This window comes from Brevundimonas vesicularis (genome assembly GCF_032067225.1).
GTDB classification, from domain to species: domain Bacteria; phylum Pseudomonadota; class Alphaproteobacteria; order Caulobacterales; family Caulobacteraceae; genus Brevundimonas; species Brevundimonas vesicularis_F.
This window is the reverse complement of sequence record NZ_DAMBJX010000021.1, coordinates 18463-35575: the sequence shown is the minus strand read 5'-3', so window position 1 is coordinate 35575 and position 17113 is coordinate 18463. Positions and strand designations below refer to the sequence as shown.

Annotated in this window: 18 protein-coding genes and 2 tRNA genes; 3 read left to right on the top strand and 17 right to left on the bottom strand. The window is 64.8% G+C overall.

The features are described 5' to 3' along the window. Nucleotides 1-6: 6 nt before the first annotated feature. The 16 genes from RT123_RS07390 to RT123_RS07315 all read right to left on the bottom strand — a co-directional run bounded on the left by RT123_RS07390 (nt 7) and on the right by RT123_RS07315 (nt 13901). Nucleotides 7-1491, bottom strand: a complete 1485-nt coding sequence (locus tag RT123_RS07390; protein ID WP_165116613.1) for an NADH-quinone oxidoreductase subunit M — start codon at nt 1489-1491, stop codon at nt 7-9. Between the two features lie 4 nt (nt 1492-1495). Beyond that, a complete protein-coding gene (gene nuoL, locus RT123_RS07385) occupies nt 1496-3583 on the bottom strand; it encodes an NADH-quinone oxidoreductase subunit L (RefSeq protein ID WP_199059450.1) in 2088 nt (695 codons plus the stop codon). Nucleotides 3584-3585: 2 nt separating this feature from the next. Continuing rightward, nucleotides 3586-3891: an NADH-quinone oxidoreductase subunit NuoK gene (gene nuoK / locus RT123_RS07380; RefSeq protein ID WP_039247409.1), complete on the bottom strand. Its 306-nt coding sequence runs from the start codon at nt 3889-3891 to the stop codon at nt 3586-3588. Then, the gene (locus tag RT123_RS07375) at nt 3891-4517 is read right to left on the bottom strand and encodes an NADH-quinone oxidoreductase subunit J (protein ID WP_313008561.1); all 627 of its coding nucleotides are present in this window, start codon (nt 4515-4517) and stop codon (nt 3891-3893) included. The genes nuoK and RT123_RS07375 overlap by 1 nt, the downstream gene beginning before the upstream one ends. Nucleotides 4518-4590: 73 nt before the next feature. Then, on the bottom strand, nt 4591-5082 hold the full coding sequence (gene nuoI / locus RT123_RS07370; protein WP_017503987.1) for an NADH-quinone oxidoreductase subunit NuoI: 492 nt from the start codon (nt 5080-5082) through the stop codon (nt 4591-4593). Continuing rightward, nucleotides 5082-5261: a hypothetical protein gene (locus tag RT123_RS07365; RefSeq protein WP_066551622.1), complete on the bottom strand. Its 180-nt coding sequence runs from the start codon at nt 5259-5261 to the stop codon at nt 5082-5084. The genes nuoI and RT123_RS07365 overlap by 1 nt, the downstream gene beginning before the upstream one ends. Then, nucleotides 5261-6337: an NADH-quinone oxidoreductase subunit NuoH gene (nuoH, locus tag RT123_RS07360; protein WP_313008560.1), complete on the bottom strand. Its 1077-nt coding sequence runs from the start codon at nt 6335-6337 to the stop codon at nt 5261-5263. The genes RT123_RS07365 and nuoH overlap by 1 nt, the downstream gene beginning before the upstream one ends. Before the next feature lie 3 nt (nt 6338-6340). Then, nucleotides 6341-8386, bottom strand: a complete 2046-nt coding sequence (nuoG, locus tag RT123_RS07355; protein ID WP_313008559.1) for an NADH-quinone oxidoreductase subunit NuoG — start codon at nt 8384-8386, stop codon at nt 6341-6343. Then, nucleotides 8386-8775 carry a hypothetical protein gene (locus tag RT123_RS07350; RefSeq protein WP_313008558.1) on the bottom strand — a complete coding sequence of 130 codons (390 nt, stop codon included), beginning with the start codon at nt 8773-8775 and terminating at the stop codon, nt 8386-8388. The genes nuoG and RT123_RS07350 overlap by 1 nt, the downstream gene beginning before the upstream one ends. A 2-nt stretch (nt 8776-8777) precedes the next feature. Further along, complete coding sequence (gene nuoF, locus RT123_RS07345; protein ID WP_039247403.1) at nt 8778-10091, bottom strand: NADH-quinone oxidoreductase subunit NuoF; 1314 nt, start codon at nt 10089-10091, stop codon at nt 8778-8780. Nucleotides 10092-10096: 5 nt separating this feature from the next. Then, nucleotides 10097-10360, bottom strand: coding sequence for a hypothetical protein (locus RT123_RS07340; RefSeq protein ID WP_017503994.1), 264 nt, complete (start codon nt 10358-10360; stop codon nt 10097-10099). Beyond that, a complete protein-coding gene (gene nuoE / locus RT123_RS07335; RefSeq protein ID WP_313008557.1) occupies nt 10360-11037 on the bottom strand; it encodes an NADH-quinone oxidoreductase subunit NuoE in 678 nt (225 codons plus the stop codon). Before nuoE ends, RT123_RS07340 begins: the two co-directional genes overlap by 1 nt. Then, entirely contained in the window at nt 11034-12212 is a 1179-nt protein-coding gene (locus tag RT123_RS07330) for an NADH-quinone oxidoreductase subunit D (protein WP_156355926.1), read from the bottom strand. Before RT123_RS07330 ends, nuoE begins: the two co-directional genes overlap by 4 nt. Nucleotides 12213-12298: 86 nt before the next feature. Then, nucleotides 12299-12928, bottom strand: a complete 630-nt coding sequence (locus tag RT123_RS07325) for an NADH-quinone oxidoreductase subunit C (RefSeq protein ID WP_313008556.1) — start codon at nt 12926-12928, stop codon at nt 12299-12301. Beyond that, nucleotides 12925-13554 (bottom strand): NuoB/complex I 20 kDa subunit family protein, encoded by a 630-nt coding sequence (locus RT123_RS07320; protein ID WP_087119131.1) that lies wholly within the window; start codon nt 13552-13554, stop codon nt 12925-12927. The genes RT123_RS07325 and RT123_RS07320 overlap by 4 nt, the downstream gene beginning before the upstream one ends. After that, nucleotides 13524-13901 carry an NADH-quinone oxidoreductase subunit A gene (locus RT123_RS07315; protein WP_055753485.1) on the bottom strand — a complete coding sequence of 126 codons (378 nt, stop codon included), beginning with the start codon at nt 13899-13901 and terminating at the stop codon, nt 13524-13526. The genes RT123_RS07320 and RT123_RS07315 overlap by 31 nt, the downstream gene beginning before the upstream one ends. A 205-nt stretch (nt 13902-14106) precedes the next feature. Between RT123_RS07315 and RT123_RS07310 the strand changes: the two genes are divergently transcribed. The 3 genes from RT123_RS07310 (at nt 14107) to RT123_RS07300 (ending at nt 16067) form a co-directional block, all read left to right on the top strand. Further along, on the top strand, nt 14107-15738 hold the full coding sequence (locus RT123_RS07310; protein WP_313008555.1) for an AbgT family transporter: 1632 nt from the start codon (nt 14107-14109) through the stop codon (nt 15736-15738). 95 nt (nt 15739-15833) lie between these two features. Further along, nucleotides 15834-15910: transfer RNA gene (locus RT123_RS07305), tRNA-Asp, on the top strand. 80 nt (nt 15911-15990) lie between these two features. Next, nucleotides 15991-16067, top strand: a tRNA-Asp gene (locus RT123_RS07300). Nucleotides 16068-16154: 87 nt separating this feature from the next. Here RT123_RS07300 and RT123_RS07295 read toward each other — a convergent pair. Next, on the bottom strand, nt 16155-17113 hold a 959-nt coding region (locus RT123_RS07295; RefSeq protein WP_313008554.1), incomplete at its 5' end, for a glycosyltransferase.

Sequence of the window (17113 nt, the reverse complement as noted above, 5' to 3'; positions counted from 1 at the left end):
TAAGTCTCACCCGCCGATCGCGGCGCGATACGCGCTGGTCAGGGCCTCGACAGCAGGCCCGGTGTAATCGAGGACGGAGGCCGGATGGACCCCCAGCCAGATGGTGCCGACGATCAGGGGCACGAACAGCAGCAGTTCGCGCTTGTCGATGTCGGTGATGGTCTCAAGCTTCGGATTGGTGATCTCGCCGAACATGACCGCGCGGTACAGGGTCAAGGCGTAGACCGCCGAGAAGATGACGCCCGAGGCCGCGACCAGCGCCGCCCAGGTCGAGGCGTTGTAGGCGCCCGTCATGGTCAGAACTTCGCCGATGAAGCCCGAGGTGCCCGGCAGGCCGACGTTGGCCATGGTGAACATCAGGAAGATGGCGGCGTACCACGGCATCTTGGACGTCAGGCCGCCATAGAAGGCGATCTCGCGAGTGTGCATCCGGTCATAGACGACGCCAACGCACAGGAACAGCGCGCCCGAAATCAGGCCGTGGCTGATCATCTGGAAGATGGCGCCCTGCATGCCGATGTCATTGCCGGCGAAGATGCCCAGGGTCACAAAGCCCATGTGGGCCACCGACGAATAGGCGATCAGCTTCTTGATGTCCGTCTGACGCCAGGCGACCAGCGACGTATAGACGATGGCGATCACCGACAGGGTGAAGACCAGCGGCCGGAACATCTCCGACGCCATCGGGAACATCGGCACGTTGAACAGGATGAAGCCATAGCCGCCCAGCTTCAGCAGAATGCCGGCCAGGATGACCGAACCGGCCGTCGGCGCCTGAACGTGGGCGTCGGGAAGCCAGGTGTGGACCGGCCACATCGGCATCTTGACCGCGAACGAGGCGAAGAAGGCCAGCCAAAGAATCGGCTGGACGGCGGGATCGAAGGCGAAACGCTTCAGCTCAGGAATGCTGGTGGTACCCGCCTCGTGCGCCATCCACAGCATGGCCAGCAGCATCAGAACGGACCCCAGCAGGGTGTAGAGGAAGAACTTGTAGGCGGCGTAGATGCGGTTCTGTCCGCCCCAGATGCCGATGATCAGGAACATCGGGACCAGGGTGCCTTCGAAGAAGATGTAGAAGAGGAACAGGTCCAGCGAGGTGAACACCCCGATGACCAGCGTCTCCAGCACCAGGAAGGCGATCATATATTCGACGACGCGCGTCTCGACCGACTTCCAGCTGGCCAGGATGCAGATCGGCATCAGGAAGGCCGTCAGGAGCACGAACAGGATCGAGATCCCGTCGACGCCCAGGTGATAGCTGGCGCCCGCGAACCACGGGACCATCTCCACGAACTGATAGCCGGTGTTAGCGGGGTCGAAGCCGGCGACCAGCACGACCGACACCGCCAGGGTCACCAGGGTGGTGATCAACGCGATCCAACGCGCGGCCGGCGCGGTCGCGTCGGCCGACTTTGACGTCAGCCGGGCGGCGAAGATCGCCAGGGCCCCGACCAGGGGCAGGAATGTAACGAGGCTCAGGATGTAGGGCACGAGATCAGGCTCCCCACGCGAGGATGGCGAAGGTGAGCAGACCAGCCACCCCGAGCAGCATCACGAAGGCGTAGTGATAGACATAGCCGGACTGGATCTTGCCCAGTCGAGCGGCGGATTTCAGCGACACCCAGGCGGCGCCGTTCGGGCCCAGACCGTCGATGATCTTCACGTCGCAGATCTTCCAGAAGAAGTTCCCGATGGCGCGGAAGCCGCGCACGAAGACGAAGTCGTACAGCTCGTCGAAGTACCACTTGTTGTAGAGGAAGCGGTAGATGACGCCGTTCCGCTCGGCCATGCGACGGCCCATGCCCTCGCGAGCGACGTAGATCCAATAGGCGAAGGCGGTGCCGATCAGCGTCAGGATCAGCGGCGACCATTTCACCCAGGTCGGAACGTCGTGGCTTTCGTGCAGCACGTGGTTGTTCGCGCCGGTGAAGATAGCGCCGCGCCAGAACTCGCCCTCGTGATGGCCGATGAAGTGCGGCGCGAAGACGAAGCCGGCGGCGACGGCGCCGACCGACAGCAGGATCAGCGGAACTAGCATGACCAGCGGGCTCTCATGCGGCTTCAGCGGACCATGATGACCGTGGTCATCATGCGCATGATCGTCGTGATGATCGCCGACCGGCTCGGAATGGGTTTCCAGCTGGGCGTGGGAAGCGTGGTCGTCAGCATGATGGGCGTCGCCCTCTTCCTTCCACACCGGCTTGTTGTGGAAGGTCATGAAGACCAGGCGCCACGAATAGTAGGCCGTCAGGCCGGCGGCGATGATGCCGACGAAGAAGGCGAACAGACCGATGGCCGAGTGACCCGACGCCGCCGACGCATAGGCGCTCTCGATGATCGAATCCTTGGAGTAGAAGCCGGCGAAGCCGCCGACGCCGGGGATGCCCAGGCCGGTGATGGCGATAGTGCCGATGGTCATCACTGCATATGTGACCGGCAGCAGCTTCCACAGGCCGCCCATCTTCCGCATGTCCTGCTCGTGGTGCATGCCGTGGATCACCGAACCGGCGCCCAGGAACAGCAGCGCCTTGAAGAAGGCGTGCGTGAACAGGTGGAACATGGCCGCCTGATAGGCGCCGACGCCCGCCGCGAAGAACATGTAGCCCAGCTGCGAACAGGTCGAATAGGCGATGACCCGCTTAATGTCGTTCTGGGTCAGGCCGACCGTGGCGGCGAACAGGGCCGTGATGGCGCCGATGATTGCGATGATCTGCGACGCGCCCGGCGCATATTCATAGATCGGGCTCAGCAGGCAGACCATATAGACGCCGGCGGTGACCATGGTCGCGGCGTGGATGAGCGCCGACACCGGGGTTGGGCCTTCCATCGCGTCCGGCAACCAGGTGTGCAGGAAGAACTGGGCCGACTTGCCCATGGCGCCGATGAACAGCAGGAAACCGGCCAGATCCAGCGCGGACCACTGGACGCCCAGGAACTCCCACGTCGTGCCGGCCTTGGTGGCGATCAGCGGGAACAGTTCGGCGAAGTTGATGGTGCCGTACATCCAGAAGATCGTCATGATCCCCAGCACGAAACCGAAGTCGCCGACGCGGTTGACGACGAAGGCCTTGATGGCGGCGGCGCTAGCCGTCGGCTTCTTGAACCAGAAGCCGATCAGCAGATATGACGCCAGGCCGACGCCTTCCCAGCCGAAGAAGATCTGCATGAAGTCGGCCGCCGTCACCAGCGCCAGCATCATGAAGGTGAACAGCGACAGATAGGCGAAGAAGCGCGGCCGACTGTCGTCCTCGGCCATATAGCCCCAGGAATACAGGTGAACCAGCGACGACACGCTGGTGACCACGATCAGCATGGTCGCCGACAGGGCGTCGATGCGGATCGACCAGGCCGACTGGAAGTCGCCGACATTGATGAAGGGCGCCAGGCGAATGGTGAAGGGCTCCATATGGCCCCAGGTCCATTGGCCGAACACCGTCCAGGCGACGGCGCACGAGAAGAACAGCAGGCCGGTCGTGACGGCCTGCGACGGGATGTTGCCGATCCGGCGTCCGAAGAAGCCGGCGATGGCCGCGCCCAGCAGCGGGGCGAAGATCCCGAGAATGACGAGGGTATGGAAGGTCACGCTCAGCCCTTCATCACGGAGGCGTCGTCCACGGCGATGTCGCCGCGGTTACGGAAGAAGGTCACCAGGATCGCCAGGCCGACGGCGGCCTCGGCCGCGGCGACGGTCAGGACGAACATCGCCATGATCTGCCCGCTGATCTCGTTCAGATAGGCCGAGAAGGCGACGAAGTTGATGTTTACGGCCAGCAGGATCAGCTCGATCGACATCAGGATGATGATGACGTTCTTGCGGTTAACGAAGATGCCGAACACCCCGATGGTGAACAGGATGGCAGCGACCGTCAGATAGTGGGTCAGACCGATCATCAGAGAAGCTCCTCGGCGCTGACGCCTTCGCCCGTGGCGGCGGACTTGATCTCGACCGACTTGCGACGATCGCGGTTCACCTGGTCGCCGGGGTTCTGGCGTTTGATGTGCGGCTTGTGGCGCAGCGTCAGGGTGATGGCGCCGATCATCGCGATCAGCAGCACGATCCCGGCCGCCTGGAAGAAGTAGACGTAGTCCGTGTAGAGCACGCGACCGATGGCCTCGACATTGGTGACGCTAGCGTCCGGCGCGCCCGGCGCCGGCAGACCCGCAGCGGCCCCGCCCTGAACCACGGCGACCGAGACGATGATCATCTCGACCAGCAGCACGGCGGCGATGATGGCGCCCAGCGGCAGATAGCGCGCGTAGCCTTCGCGCAGCTTCAGGAAGTCCACGTCCAGCATCATGACGACGAACAGGAACAGCACCGCGACCGCGCCCACATAGACGACGACCAGCAGCATCGCCAGGAACTCGGCGCCCAGCAGCACGAACAGACCCGCCGACGAGAAGAAGGCCAGGATCAACCACAGCACGCTGTGCACCGGGTTGCGCGCGGTCACGACCAGAAGGGCGGAAACCGTGGCGACCGCCGCCAGCAGATAGAAGGCTATGCCTTGCAGCATGTCGGGACGAAGCCCCTTTCGTATCGGCCGCGACCCCGTTCAGGAATCGCCAACCCGTTTAGCGAGATGCGCCTTAGCGGTAAGGCGCGTCGAGTTCCAGATTCTTGGCGATCTGCCGTTCCCAGCGGTCGCCGTTATCGAGCAGGCGTTGCTTGTCGTAGAGCAGCTCTTCGCGCGTCTCGACGGCGAACTCCGAGTTCGGCCCTTCCACGATGGCGTCCACCGGGCAGGCCTCCTGGCAAAGGCCGCAGTAGATGCATTTGACCATGTCGATGTCGTAGCGGGTCGTGCGGCGGCTGCCATCGGCGCGCGGCTCGGCCTCGATGGTGATGGCCTGGGCGGGGCAGATGGCTTCGCACAGCTTGCAGGCGATGCAGCGTTCCTCGCCGTTCGCATAGCGACGCAGCGCGTGCTCGCCGCGGAAGCGCGGCGACTGCGGATTGCGCTCGAACGGGTAGTTCACCGTCATCTTGGGACGGGCCATATATTTCAGCGACAGACCGATGGCGCCGATGACGTCCAGCATCATCGCGCCCTTGGTCGCCTGGACGATACGGGTGAACATCAGGTTTTATCCTTGGGGGCGGGCGTGGTCTTGGGTGCGGTCTGGCTGGCGCGCCAGTCCTGTTCGATGCGGTCCTGGCGTTGCTGCCATTGATAGCTCGACTCGGGCATGCGCGACGCGTCGGGCGCGCAGGCGGCGGTCATCGCCACAAGACCGAGACCGATGATGAGGCCGCGCATCACGACCCCACCACGAAGACGCGCCAGGCCGACACGATCACGACCGCGACCAGCGACGTCGGCAGGAAGATCTTCCAGCCCAGACGCATCAGCTGGTCATAGCGATAGCGCGGCACGAAGGCCTTCACCATCGAGATCATGATGAACCAGAAGACCGTCTTGATCATGAAGGTCAGCAGATAGATCGTGTAGGCGATCCAGGCCGGCAGGCTGTCTAGGAATGACTGCGGCACTACGCCAGGGTTCCAGCCGCCAAAGAACAGCAGGCTGATCATCGCCGACATGAAGACGATGTTGACGTACTCGCCCATCATGAACAGCAGATAGGGCGTCGAGCTGTATTCGACCTGATAACCGGCGACCAATTCGGACTCGGCCTCGGGCAGGTCGAACGGCGGGCGGTTGGTCTCGGCCAGGGCCGAGATGAAGAAGATGATCGACATCGGGAACAGGATCACCACCAGCGGCCAGGTATCGGCGCCGCCGCCGAAGCCGTACCAGTTCCAGAACATGCCCTTCTGGCTGTCGACGATGGCCGACAGGTTCATCGTGCCGGCCAGCAGGATCACATTGATGATGATCAGGCCCAGCGAGACTTCATAGGACACCATCTGCGCCGCCGAACGCAGCGAACCCAGGAACGGATACTTCGAGTTCGAAGCCCAGCCGCCCATGATGATGCCGTAAACGCCCAGAGACGACACCGCGAAGATGTACAGGATGCCGACGTTCAGGTCCGACACGACCCAACCAGGCGCGAACGGAATGACCGCCCAGGCCATGAAGGCCAGGATGACGGTGATGATCGGCGCGATGATGAAGACCGCCTTGTCCGCGCCGGCCGGGATCACGACCTCCTTCAGCACGAACTTGATCATGTCGGCGAAGGATTGAAGCAGGCCGAAGGGACCGACGACGTTCGGACCCTTGCGCATCTGCACGCCGGCCCAGACCTTGCGGTCGGCCAGCAGCAGGAAGGCGACGGCGATCAGCACGCCGACCGTGATCAGCAGGACCTGGCCGACCGTGATCAGCGTCCAGCCCAGAGGCGTGGCCCAGAAGGAAACGGGGTCCATGGCTTACTCCGCCGCCATTGCGACCGGCTGGGTCCGCAGGGCGGACAGCTCGGCCATCGTCGCGCTGGCGCGCGCTATCGGATTGGAAAGATACGGGTCGGTCACGGCCGAGACGAAGGCGCGGTCGCCCAGATCGCCCTTGGCGCCCAGGGCCGCCACGTCGAACGTCGCCGGCGCGGGCAGATAATCGATCCGGCCAAAGGTCGGGTGATCGCCCATCAGCTTGGCGCGCAGTTGCTCCAGCGTGTCGTAAGGCAGGGTCTTGTCGACGCGCGCCGACAGGGCGCGGATGATGGCCCAGTCTTCCTTGGCCTCCCCCTTGGGGAAGACGACGCGTTCGGCCATCTGCACCCGGCCCTCGGTGTTGACGTACAGGCCGGCCTTCTCAGTATAGGCCGCGCCCGGCAGGATCACGTCCGCGCCGTGCGCGCCGCGGTCGCCATGGCTGCCCAGATAGACGCGGAAGGCGTTCGAACCGGTCGGATCGACCTCGTCGGCGCCCAACAGGAACAGCACGTCCAGCGCATCCGGCTTCAGCATTTCGGCGACGGTCAGGCCGCCGTCAGCCGGCACGAAGCCCATGTCCAGACCGGCGACGCGCGACGCGGCGTGGTGCAGGACGTTGAAGCCGTTCCAGCCTTCAGCGACGACCCCGACCTTCTTGGCCAGGGCGCCGAGCGCGTTCAGGACGGCCGGACCGCCCTCCCCGCCCAGCGCGCCGGAGCCGACGATGATCGCCGGGCGCTCGGCCTTGGTCAGGAAGTCCAGCGCCGACTTCGGCAACTTGGCCAGGGTCTGCGTGCCTGCGCCCAGATAGGCGTAGTCGAACGTCAGGTCGGCCTGTTCGCCGATCAGACCGATCTCCATGCCGCCCTTCAGCCAGGCCTTGCGAAGGCGGGCGTTCAGCAGCGGCGCCTCGGTGCGCGGATTGGCGCCGACGATCAGAACGGCGTCAGCCTTTTCAATGCCTTCGAGGCCGGAGTTGAACAGCCATCCCTCACGCGCGCCATAGCCAAGGGCGGCGCCGTCCTGGCGGCAGTCGGTGCTGTTCGAGCCGAGCGCGCGGAACAGGTCCAGCGTCGCCTTCATCGACTCGGCGTCCTGCAGATCGCCGGCGATCACGCCGATGCGGTCGGCCGGTGCGGCCTTCAGCTTGGCGGCGACGACGTCTAGCGCCTCGTTCCACGAGGCGGCGCGCAGCTTGCCGTTCTCACGGATCCACGGACGGTCCAGACGACGCGCGGTCAGGCCGTCGACGACGTAGCGGCTCTTGTCCGACAGCCACTCCTCATTGATGCCCTCATTGACGCGCGGCAGCACGCGCATGACCTCGGACCCGCGATAGTCGGCGCGGATGTTCGAGCCCAGGGCGTCCATGACGTCGATGGTCTCGGTCTTCTTCAGTTCCCACGGACGATAGTGGTACTGCCATGGGCGGTGCGTCAGGGCGCCGACCGGGCACAGGTCGTTGACGTTGCCCGACAGTTCCGAGGCGACCGACTTCTCCAGATAGGTCGTGATCTCGGCGTCCTCGCCGCGCGAGATCATGCCGATGTCCGGCACGCCGGCGACTTCGGTGATGAAGCGGACGCAGCGCGTGCACTGGATGCAGCGCGTCATGAAGGTCTTGATGGTCGGACCCATCGCCTTTTCTTCGACCGCGCGCTTGTTCTCCGAATAGCGCGAGCCGTCGCGGCCGTAGCCGACCGACTGGTCCTGCAGGTCGCACTCGCCGCCCTGGTCGCAGATCGGGCAATCCAGCGGGTGGTTGATGAGCAGGAACTCCATCACCCCTTCGCGGGCCTTCTTGACCATCGGCGTGTCGGTGAAGATTTCCTGGCCGTCGGCGGCCGGAAGCGCGCACGAGGCCTGCGGCTTCGGCGGTCCAGGCTTCACCTCGACCAGGCACATGCGGCAGTTGCCGGCGATGGACAGGCGCTCATGATAGCAGAAGCGCGGAATTTCTTGTCCGGCGCGTTCGGCGACCTGGAGCACGGTCATGCCGGGCTCGAACTCGGTTTCGACGCCGTTGACCTTGGCGATAGGCATCAGCGGGCCTCTTGCTTGGCGGCGGGAGCCGCCATTTGTACATCTACGGACATCCGCTGACCGTCGCGGAACAGGTCCGCACCGTCGGCTTCCGCCCGGCATTCGAATTCCAGCCTGCCGCCATCGACCGGCGCGCGCCACGACACCTGGGCCGTGCGTTCGCCGGTGGCGGTGAAGGCGACGGCGTCGCCTTCCTGGCCATACATGCGGTTCACCACGTCGCGGCAGGCCGCTTCGAGGTTCGCCGGAGCCGCCGCCGTCGCGACAGGCGCCACTTCAGCGGGAGCCGCCGTCGCGGGCGCCGCCGACGCTTCAGGCGCAGCCTTTTCCCGCTCGCCGCAAGCGGCGAGGATCGGAAGCGTCAGCAACAGGGCGACGGCGAGGCGCATCTCTACTCCGCCGCGATCGCGTGGCCGGCGAAGTTCGCGCGGCGGCTGCGATAGTTGGCGATCCGCTCTTCGATCTCGTGACGGAAGTGACGGATCAGGCCCTGAACCGGCCAGGCGGCGGCGTCGCCCAGGGCGCAGATGGTGTGGCCCTCGACCTGGCCGGCGACGTCCAGCAGCAGGTCGATTTCCGACGGATCGGCCTCGCCCACGGCCATCCGCTCCAGCACGCGCCACATCCAGCCGGTGCCTTCGCGGCACGGCGTGCACTGGCCGCAGCTCTCATGCTTGAAGAAGTAGCTGATGCGGGCGATCGCCTTCACGATGTCGGTGGATTCGTCCATCACCGTCACGCCGGCGGTGCCCAGTGAAGAGCGAACCTCGCGCATGGAATCGAAGTCCATCAGGACCGTCTCGGCCTGTTCGCGCGTAATGACCGGGCAGGACGCGCCGCCGGGGATGATGGCCTTCAGATTGCTCCAGCCGCCGCGCACGCCGCCGCCGTGATCCTCGATCAGCTGACGCAGCGGGATCGACATGGCCTCTTCGACCACGCAGGGCGTGTTCACGTGGCCGGACAGGGACATCAGCTTGGTGCCGGTATTGTTCGGACGGCCGAAGCTGGCGAACCAGTCGGCGCCGCGACGCAGGATCGTACCGACGACGGCGATCGACTCGACGTTGTTCACCGTGGTCGGGCAGCCGTACAGGCCCGCGCCGGCCGGGAACGGCGGCTTCAGGCGCGGCTGGCCCTTCTTGCCTTCCAGCGATTCCAGCAGCGCCGTCTCTTCGCCGCAGATGTAGGCGCCCGCGCCGTGGTGGATATAGACGTGGAAGTCCCAGCCGTGGACGTTGCCGTCGCCGATCAGCTTGGCCTCGTAGGCCTGCTTGACGGCGGCTTCCATGCGCTCGCGTTCCAGCACGTATTCGCCGCGAAGATAGATGTAGCAGGCGTGGGCCTGCATCGCGAAGCTGGCGATCAGCGCGCCTTCGATCAGCAGGTGCGGATCATGGCGCATGATCTCGCGGTCCTTGCAGGTCGCGGGCTCGGATTCGTCGGCGTTGATGACCAGGTAGTGAGGACGATCCTTCACCTCCTTGGGCATGAACGACCATTTCAGGCCGGTCGAGAAGCCCGCGCCGCCACGGCCGCGCAGACCCGAGGCCTTGACGTTATTGATGATCCAGTCGCGGCCAAGGTCCAGCATGTCCTTGGTGGCGTTCCAGGCGCCGCGGTTCTTCGCCCCGTCCAGCGTCCAGTCGTGGAAGCCGTACAGGTTGGTGAAGATGCGATCCTTGTCTTCGAGAATGCCGACCATGGCCCTCAGAGTCCTTCCGCCAGACGGCGCTTGTGGTGGCGCGTGCGCATCCAGATGGCCGCGATGACCATCACCCAGCCCGCCGCCAGCATAAAGTAGGAGAGATTGACCGCCCACGGCCCGACTGCGCCCTGACGCGAGATCAGGATCAGAACGGCCGCGCCGACGACCATAGCCAGGCCGCCCGCGCGCAGCGGACGCCCGACGTTGCGCAGTTCCTTGCGGTAGGCTGCGCGGCCCTCCTCGGTGTTCAGATCCGGCGGCGACATCAGGCCGGGGCCTTCTCGACCGGCGCGGGATCGCTGTTCGGCAGCTTCTTGATCGGCTTGGCGGCCGAGCCGTCATACAGCGTCGCATCGAGCAGGGTCTTGGCCCCGCCCTCCGGCGCCGCATTGGTGCGACCGATGTAGGAGCCCGGCTCGGGCGTCTTGCCGGCGGCGAAGTCGTCGATGATCTGGCCGATCGTCTCGGGCGTCAGGTCCTCGAAATAATAGTCGTTGATCTGGGCCATCGGCGCGTTGGAGCAGGCGCCCAGGCACTCGACTTCCTGCCAGGTAAAGCGGCCGTCGGCGGACAGATGATCCTTGGGGCCGATCTTCTCTTTGCAGACGCGCATCAGCTCATTGGCGCCGCGCAGCATGCACGGCGTGGTGCCGCACACCTGGATCAGCGCCGTCTTGCCGACCGGCTCCAGCATGAACATGGTGTAGAAGGTCGCGACCTCCAGCACCCGGATGTAGGCCATGTCCAGCAGCTCGGCGATGGCGCGGATGGCGGGTTCGGACACCCAACCTTCCTGCTTTTGCACCAGCCACAGGATCGGGATTACCGCCGACTGACGACGGCCATCCGGATATTTCTTGATCCACCATTCGGCCTTGGCCGTCGTATCGGCCGAGAAGGCGAACGAGGCGGGCTGTTCCTTGGCGAGACGACGAACGCTCATCGGTCCACTTCTCCGAAAACGATGTCGAGCGAGCCCAGGATGGCGGACACGTCGGCCAGCTGGTGGCCACGGTTCATCCAATCCATCGCCTGCAGCGAGCGGAAGCCCGGCGCCGAGATCTTCACGCGATAGGGTTTGTTGGTGCCGTCCGACACCAGATAGATGCCGAACTCGCCCTTGGGCGCCTCGACCGAGGCATAGACCTCGCCCTCGGGCGTCTTGAATCCCTCGGTGTAGAGCTTGAAGTGGTGGATCAGCGACTCCATCGAGCGCTTCATCTCGCCACGGCGCGGCGGGACGATCTTGTTGTCCTCGACCATCACCGGCTCGCCGGGGCAGTTGCGCAGCTTGTGGATGCACTGCTCCATGATCCGCACCGACTGCTTCATCTCCTCGATGCGCACCAGATAGCGGTCCCAGCAGTCGCCGTTCTTGCCGACGACCACGTCGAAGTCGAGCTCGGCATAGCACTCATAGGGCTGCGACTTGCGCAGGTCCCAGGCGATGTTAGAGCCGCGCAGCATCACGCCGGTGAAGCCCCATTCCAGAGCTTCCTGCTTGGACACCACGCCGATGTCGACGTTGCGCTGTTTGAAGATGCGGTTCTCGGTGACCAGGCTTTCGATGTCCTTCAGCGCCGGCGGGAACTCGTGGCACCAGCGGCCGATGTCGTCGATCAGGTCCATCGGCAGGTCCTGGTGGACGCCGCCGGGACGGAAGTAGTTGGCGTGCAGACGGGCGCCGCAGGCGCGCTCGTAGAACACCATCAGCTTTTCGCGTTCTTCAAAGCCCCAGAGCGGCGGCGTCAGGGCGCCGACGTCCATGGCCTGGGTCGTCACGTTCAGCATGTGCGACAGGATGCGGCCGATTTCCGAGTACAGGACGCGGATCAGCTGCGCCCGGTACGGAACCTCGATGCCCAGCAGCTTCTCGATCGCCAGGCAGAAGGCGTGCTCCTGGTTCATCGGCGAGACGTAGTCCAACCGGTCCAGATACGGCACGTTCTGAAGGTAGGTGCGGGCCTCCATCAGCTTTTCGGTGCCGCGGTGCAGCAGGCCGATGTGCGGATCGACGCGCTCGACGATCTCGCCGTCAAGCTCCAGCACCAGGCGCAGCACGCCGTGCGCGGCCGGGTGTTGCGGACCGAAGTTGATGGTGAACTTGCGGTCTTCCATCTCGCGCGCATGGGCAGTGCGGGTGTCGAGGTCGTCCTCAAACACATCGACGCCCAGCGGCGGCAGGGTGGGGTTTCCGTCAGCCATTACGCCTGGCCTCCCGCCTTCTCGTCGCCGGGGAAGACCGGCGCGGGGTATTCGGCGCCCTCCCAGGGCGACAGGAAATCGAAGGTGCGGAACTCTTGGGTCAGCTTGACCGGCTCATAGACCACGCGGCGCTGTTCCTCGTCGTAGCGGACCTCGACATAGCCCGTCATCGGGAAGTCCTTGCGCAGCGGATGGCCTTCGAAGCCATAGTCCGTCAGCAGGCGACGCATGTCCGGGTGACCCGAGAAAAGCATGCCGTACATGTCGTAGGCTTCACGCTCGAACCAGTTGGCGGCCGGATAGGCCGAGATGACCGACGGCACCGGCTGGGTCTCGTCGGTCGAGACCTTGACCCGCAGGCGCGCGTTCCGCGTCATCGACAGCAGGTGATAGACGACCTCGAACCGCTCCTTGCGATCCGGATAGTCCACGCCGCACAGGTCGAGCAGCTGCTGGAAGCCGAATTGATCGCGCAGGGTCGTCAGCACCTCGACGATCCGCTCGCGCGGCGCGACCAGCGTCAGCTCGCCGAACGCCACCTGGGCCTCGACGCCCAGGGCGCCGACCATCTCTGCGCCCAGCGGCGTCAGGGCGGCTTCGTGTTGCGCTTGAACAGCCAGAGAGGTCATCGGTCGATGGTCCCCGTGCGACGGATCTTCTTCTGCAGTTGCAGCAGGCCGTACAGCAGCGCCTCGGCCGTCGGCGGGCAACCGGGCACATAGACGTCCACCGGCACAACGCGGTCGCAACCGCGCACGACGCTGTAACTATAGTGGTAGTAGCCGCCGCCGTTGGCGCAGCTGCCCATCGACACGACATAGCGCGGATCGGGCATCTGATCGTAGACCTTGCGGATGGCCGGGGCCATTTTGTTGGTCAGCGTGCCGGCGACGATCATCAGGTCCGACTGACGCGGGCTGGCGCGCGGCGCCATGCCGAAGCGCTCGACATCGAAGCGCGGCATCGACATCTGGATCATCTCGACGGCGCAGCAGGCCAGACCGAACGTCATCCACATCAGCGAGCCCGTGCGGGCCCAGTTGATGACGTCGTCGGCGGCGGCGACCAGATAGCCGCGCTCGCCGAGCTCCATGTTCACGGCCTCGAAGAACTTGTCGTGGACCTTGGGGTCATAACCCTCGACGGTCGAACGCGCGCCCGCGCCGGCCGGAACCAACGGCGCGCCCGATGCGGACACCAGGCCTGCGGGCTTGGAAGCGGCGACTACTCCCATTCCAGGGCTCCCTTCTTCCATTCGTAGATGAAGCCGATGGTCAACACGCCCAGGAAGACCATCATCGACCAGAAGGCGAAGACCATGCCGGCGTGCGACAGATCGAACATCGACACCGCCCATGGGAACAGGAAGGCGACTTCCAGGTCGAAGATGATGAACAGGATCGACACCAGATAGAAGCGGATGTCGAACTTCATCCGGGCATCGTCGAAGGCGTTGAAGCCGCACTCATAGGCCGACAGCTTCTCGCTATCGGGGCTCTTCGGCGCCAGCAGCAGCGGCAGCACGATGAAAAGAACGCCGATGAAGGCGGCTACGCCGGCGAAGACCAGGACTGGAAGATATTCGAGAAGGAATGCGTTCATTCGAAGAACCTCGTCCGCCGGGGAGAGGCGGGATTCGGCGCTTCTTAGACCCAAGACCGCCGCCGTTCAAACCCCTGCGACCATTGGATTTTCATTGAGAACGGCTCGCAACTTTGCGCGCCATATGTCGCAGGGCCGGCGCTTGCGCGTCGCCGGGCTGCAAAGGCCTATTGGCGAGCCGATCGCGTAACCGAAAGTCATCCGAATGAGCCTAGCCAGCCGCGCCCTGAACGCTGTCGAGCGGATCGGTAATCGACTTCCCGATCCTGTCTTCCTGTTCCTGTGGCTGATCGGCGGTTTGATCGTCCTCAGCATGGTCGGCGCCGGCCTGGGCTGGTCCGCCGTCAATCCGGTCACCGGCGATCAACTGGTCGCAAAGAGCCTGTTGTCTACAGAAAATCTCGAACAGTTGATCATCGGCATGCCGCGCACGCTGGCGGACTTCCCGCCCCTCGGCATCGTCATCACCATCATCTATGGCGCTTCGGTCGCCGAACGCACGGGGATGTTCGCCACCGCCATTCGCGGCGCCCTGCTGAACGCCCCGCGTTCCATACTGACGCCCGTCGTCGTGATCACCGGCATGGTGTCCCATCACGCGTCGGACGCCTCCTATGTCGTGGTCATCCCGCTGGCGGCCGTCATCTTCGCCGCAGCGGGCCGCCATCCGCTGGCGGGTCTGGCCGCAGGCTTCGCCGCCGTGTCGGGCGGATACGCCGGCAACCTGTTCCCTGGCGCCAGCGACGCCTTGATCCTGGGCATCACCGAGCCGGCCGCCCGTCTGATCGATCCGTCCTATTCGGTCAACATCGCCGGCAACTGGTTCTTCATCGTGGGAGTCGTCTTCGTCTTCACCCCCATCGTCTGGTTCCTGACCGACCGGGTGATCGAGCCGCGCCTCGGCGTCTGGAAGCCGTCAGAGGGTGTCGCCGCACCGAACGCTTCGGAAAAACAGCCCCTGACCGCTGCCGAAAGGCGCGGCCTGAAGTTCGCCGGTCTGGCGCTTCTGGGAATGATCGCGCTTTGGGCCCTGCTGACCTACATACCGGGCTCGCCGTTCGTCGATCCCGAGGTGGACCCGGAGCAGAAGTTCAATCCGCTCTACAAGTCCCTGATCGCCTTCTTCGCCATCACCTTCTTCGTCACCGGCGGCGCCTATGGCGCGGGAGCCGGCACGATCCAGTCGCACCGCGACATGGTCATGATGATGCGCGACGGCATCGCCCAGTTGGCGCCCTATATCGTGCTGGCCTTCTTCGCCGCCCACTTCGTGGCCATGTTCAACTGGTCGGGTCTGGGGCCGATCCTGGCGGTCAATGCGGCGGCGGGTCTGAAGACCCTGGCCCTGCCCGCCCCTCTGCTGCTGATCTGCGTCGTCTTCGTCTCGTGCTTCTTCGACCTGTTCATCGGCTCGGCCTCAGCCAAATGGTCGGCCCTGGCGCCCATCGTGGTGCCGATGTTCATGCTGCTGGGCATTTCGCCGGAGATGACGACCGCCGCTTATCGCATGGGCGATTCCGTCACCAACATCGCCACGCCGCTGATGAGCTATTTCCCGCTGATCCTGACCTTCGCCCAGCGCTGGGATCCGCGATTCGGTTTGGGCTCCCTGATGGCGACCATGCTACCCTACGCCGGAGCCTTCCTGGTCGCCGGTTTGGCCATGGTGGCGGCTTGGGTCGCCTTCGACCTGCCGCTGGGACCGGGCGTCGGCGTCCACTATGAGCCGCCGCCTCCCGCCGTGGCGGCCCATGAGCCTGCCGACGGCGGCGTAGCGGGCCCGCACAGCCCGCCCCAGGCGGCGATCGTCACACCGTCCACAGCCCCGTCGCGTTGAGGGGCGGTTTCTCCGAAAAGGTCGCTTGACGCGATGTGTCAGCCCGCCTAAACGACGCCCCTCGCCGGGGCGCACAGCCGCTTCGGCCGGGAAACGCGGGTGTAGCTCAGTTGGTTAGAGTGCCGGCCTGTCACGCCGGAGGTCGCGGGTTCGAGCCCCGTCACTCGCGCCACTCTTTCTAGAAATAGAAGAGTGGCGCACACCGCCTTCCCAAAAAGCTTTCGAAACAGCTCAAAAGTTTCGACCTGATACGCGGGTGTAGCTCAGTTGGTTAGAGTGCCGGCCTGTCACGCCGGAGGTCGCGGGTTCGAGCCCCGTCACTCGCGCCACTTCTTTTCAAGACATCGATATAAAAGAAGTGGCGCACTCCCGTTTTCGCAAACGCGCCATTCTAACGCGTCGTGGCCTTGGCCGCCTCAGTGCAGCGGCAGTGCCATATCCGGGTTCACGAAAGCCGCTTCGCCCGTCAGCTCGCCATAGACCATGCAGAGGTCTTCGAAGACGCGGTTCCAGGCGAACTGGCTGACCGCCTTCTCGCGCGCCGCCCGGCCGATCGCTTCAATATCGCGCGCGAACAGGGCCTCGACCGCCTGAGCATAGTCGTCGGCATCCGCGCTGGCGGCCAGTTGCCCCACGCTTTCGTCGACGGTTTCGGCGACGCCGCCCGCGTTGACCCCAACGACGGGCCGTCCGCAGGCCATGGCCTCCAGCACGATCAGCCCGAAGGGCTCTTTATCATTGGCGTGAACGAAGGCGTCGCAGCTGGCGATGATCTTGGCGACGGCCTTGGGATCGCTTTCATAGGGCATGGAGATGACGCGGTCCTCTTCCGGCATCCCCGCGCCAGCACCGACCAGAACCAGGTGATAGGGGGCGCCCAGCTTCTGGACCGCCTCGATCAGCACATCGACGTTCTTTTCCTTGGCCGGACGACCGGCGAAGCACAGCAGGCGCGCGTCTTCGCCCAAACCCAGCTGTTTCAGCAGCCAATGCCGGTCACGACGTTCCGGACGGAAGGTGTCGATCTCCACGCCCAGAGGCCGAATGACGATGTTGTTCACACCGGCCTCTTCCAGGCGCCGCGCGATAAAGCGGCTGGGCGACACGACCCGATCAAACTGTGAAAACAGCTTCGCCCAGCGCTTCTCCACCGGCTTCTTGGCCCATTCGCCGAAATGCAACGCCGCCAGCCCGGCCGGATCGGAGTGGCAGAAGCCGACGACCGGGCATCCGACCCGCTGGCCGGCCTCCAAAGCCCCCTGCCCCGGCGTGTAAGGGTCGCCGGCCTCGATGATCGACGGCTTCATCGCCGCCACCCAGGCGCTCCAGCGCTTCACCGAGCTGGGCCAACGATAGCCGTCGCCGAACGGCAGCT

Bases quoted from the DNA above. Each gene is read 5' to 3' on its own strand.
- nuoK (WP_039247409.1), bottom strand. From the start codon at position 3,891: ATGATCGGTCTGACCCACTATCTGACGGTCGCTGCCATCCTGTTCACC.
- RT123_RS07375 (WP_313008561.1), bottom strand. From the start codon at position 4,517: ATGCTGCAAGGCATAGCCTTCTATCTGCTGGCGGCGGTCGCCACGGTT.
- nuoI (WP_017503987.1), bottom strand. From the start codon at position 5,082: ATGTTCACCCGTATCGTCCAGGCGACCAAGGGCGCGATGATGCTGGAC.
- RT123_RS07365 (WP_066551622.1), bottom strand. From the start codon at position 5,261: ATGCGCGGCCTCATCATCGGTCTCGGTCTTGTGGCGATGACCGCCGCC.
- nuoH (WP_313008560.1), bottom strand. From the start codon at position 6,337: ATGGACCCCGTTTCCTTCTGGGCCACGCCTCTGGGCTGGACGCTGATC.
- nuoG (WP_313008559.1), bottom strand. From the start codon at position 8,386: ATGCCTATCGCCAAGGTCAACGGCGTCGAAACCGAGTTCGAGCCCGGC.
- RT123_RS07350 (WP_313008558.1), bottom strand. From the start codon at position 8,775: ATGCGCCTCGCCGTCGCCCTGTTGCTGACGCTTCCGATCCTCGCCGCT.
- nuoF (WP_039247403.1), bottom strand. From the start codon at position 10,091: ATGGTCGGCATTCTCGAAGACAAGGATCGCATCTTCACCAACCTGTAC.
- RT123_RS07340 (WP_017503994.1), bottom strand. From the start codon at position 10,360: ATGTCGCCGCCGGATCTGAACACCGAGGAGGGCCGCGCAGCCTACCGC.
- nuoE (WP_313008557.1), bottom strand. From the start codon at position 11,037: ATGAGCGTTCGTCGTCTCGCCAAGGAACAGCCCGCCTCGTTCGCCTTC.
- RT123_RS07330 (WP_156355926.1), bottom strand. From the start codon at position 12,212: ATGGAAGACCGCAAGTTCACCATCAACTTCGGTCCGCAACACCCGGCC.
- RT123_RS07325 (WP_313008556.1), bottom strand. From the start codon at position 12,928: ATGACCTCTCTGGCTGTTCAAGCGCAACACGAAGCCGCCCTGACGCCG.
- RT123_RS07320 (WP_087119131.1), bottom strand. From the start codon at position 13,554: ATGGAAGAAGGGAGCCCTGGAATGGGAGTAGTCGCCGCTTCCAAGCCC.
- RT123_RS07315 (WP_055753485.1), bottom strand. From the start codon at position 13,901: ATGAACGCATTCCTTCTCGAATATCTTCCAGTCCTGGTCTTCGCCGGC.
- RT123_RS07310 (WP_313008555.1), top strand. From the start codon at position 14,107: ATGAGCCTAGCCAGCCGCGCCCTGAACGCTGTCGAGCGGATCGGTAAT.